The sequence below is a fragment of the Bacillus massilinigeriensis genome, assembly GCF_900111815.1.
GTDB lineage: Bacteria > Bacillota > Bacilli > Bacillales > Cytobacillaceae > Mesobacillus_C > Mesobacillus_C mediterraneensis.
Map to the genome: position 1 here is coordinate 593,632 of NZ_LT630004.1, position 1,909 is coordinate 595,540.

A 1,909-nucleotide genomic window follows, 5' to 3' on the forward strand; every position below is an offset into this window, starting at 1 on the left:
GCGATGGCGAGAAGGTCACACCCGTTCCCATACCGAACACGGAAGTTAAGCTTCTCAGCGCCGATGGTAGTTGGGGGTTTCCCCCTGTGAGAGTAGGACGCTGCCAGGCAATCAAAGAACAGCTCAGTCGGGCTGTTCTTTTTTGTGTTTGAGATCACGATGATTTGTTCTCGTTTTCCCGTAAACAGCTCGCAACCCATCAGTTAGTCCTGAATCATTAGAAAAACAAACTGCAAGCGACACTTTTAAGTACCCCGATACCGGAAAGAGGCGCAGGGACGGCGTTTGGTTGATTTATCGCAGAAGTTGGTTGATTTCGTCCGCAACATGAGCGATTTCTTCTCAAAGTTGGTTGATTTCACGCACAACTTGGTTGATAACTCTTCCAATGTGGGTGATTCCGCCCCCCAGGCCACCCGATTACCCTTAAAAGAGTAACTACAAGCGACACTTTAAGCACCTCGGTACCGGAAAGAGGCGCAGGAACAGCGTTTGGTTGATTTATAGCAAAAGTTGGTTGATTTCTTCCGCAACGTGAGCGATTTCTCGCCAAAGTTGGTTGATTCTGCGCTCAACTTGAGTGATAACCTTCCCGATGTGAGTGATTCCGCCCCCAGGCCGCCAGCTCGCCCTAAAAAGAGTAACTGCAAGCGACACTTTTAATCAACCCGATACTGGAAAGAGGCGCAGGAACGCCGTTTGGTTGATTTATCGAAGAAGTTGGTTGATTTCTTCCGCAAGATGAGCGATTTCTCGCCAAAGTTGGTTGATTCTGCGCATAACTTGGTTGATAACCCCCCCGGTATAAGTGATTCCGCTCCCCAGGCCACCTGTTCGCCCTAAAAAGAGTAACTGCAAGTGACACTTTTAACCACCCCGATACCGAAAAAAGGCGCAGGGATGCCGTTTGGTTGATTTATTAAAAAAGTTGGTTGATTTCTTCCGCAAGATGAGCGATTTCTTCTCAAAGTTGGTTGATTCTGCGCATAACTTGGTTGATTCCGCCCCCGGTGTGAGCGATTCCGCCCCCCAGGCCACCTGCTCGCCCTAAAAAGAGTAACTGCAAGCGACACTTTTAACCACCCCGATACCGAAAAAAGACGCAGGGACAGCGTTTGGTTGATTTATCGAAGAAGTTGGTTGATTTCTTCCGCAAGATGAGCGATTTCTCGCCAAAGTTGGTTGATTCTGCGCATAACTTGGTTGATAACCCCCCCCGGTATAAGTGATTCCGCCCCCCAGGCCACCTGCTCGCCCTAAAAAGGGTAACTGCAAGCGACTTTTTTAATCACCCCGATACCGGAAAAAGACGCAGGGACAGCGTTTGGTTGATTTATCGCGGAAGTTGGTTGATTTCTTCCGCAACGTGAGCGATTTCTCCTCAAAGTTGGCTGATTCTGCGCTCAACTTGAGTGATAACCTTCCCGATGTGAGTGATTCCGCCCCCCAGGCCACCCGATTACCCTTGAAAGAGTAACTGCAAGCGACACTTTTAACCACCCCGATACCGGAAAGAGGCGCAGGAACGCCGTTTGGTTGATTTATCGAAGAAGTTGGTTGATTTCTTCCGCAAGATGAGCGATTTCTCCCCAAAGTTGGCTGATTCTGCGCCTAACTTGGTTGATAACGCCCCCCAGGCCACCCGATTACCCTTGAAAGAGTAACTGCAAGCGACACTTTTAATCACCCCGATACCGAAAAAAGGTGCAGGAACAGCATTTGGTTGATTTATCGAAGAAGTTGGTTGATTTTTTCCGCAAGATGAGCGATTTCTCGCCAAAGTTGGCTGATTCTGCGCTCAACTTGAGTGATAACTCTTCCAATGTGAGTGATTCCGCCCCCCAGGCCTCCCGATTACCCTTAAAAGAGTAACTGCAAGCGACGCTTTTAACCACCCCGATACCGGAAA

General features: G+C 48.9%; 2 protein-coding genes and 1 rRNA gene. 1 reads left to right on the forward strand and 2 read right to left on the reverse strand.

Going from position 1 to position 1,909, the window contains the following annotated elements:
* Window positions 1-109, forward strand: a 5S ribosomal RNA gene (gene rrf, locus BQ5796_RS03160).
* 392 nt (window positions 110-501) lie between these two features.
* Here rrf and BQ5796_RS18040 read toward each other — a convergent pair.
* Together BQ5796_RS18040 and BQ5796_RS18370 are read right to left on the reverse strand one after the other, a co-directional pair.
* Window positions 502-657, reverse strand: coding sequence for a hypothetical protein (locus BQ5796_RS18040; protein ID WP_159430973.1), 156 nt, complete (start codon window positions 655-657; stop codon window positions 502-504).
* 1,022 nt (window positions 658-1,679) lie between these two features.
* Window positions 1,680-1,909 (reverse strand): hypothetical protein (locus BQ5796_RS18370; RefSeq protein WP_234969296.1); only part of this gene is annotated, 230 nt, incomplete at its 5' end.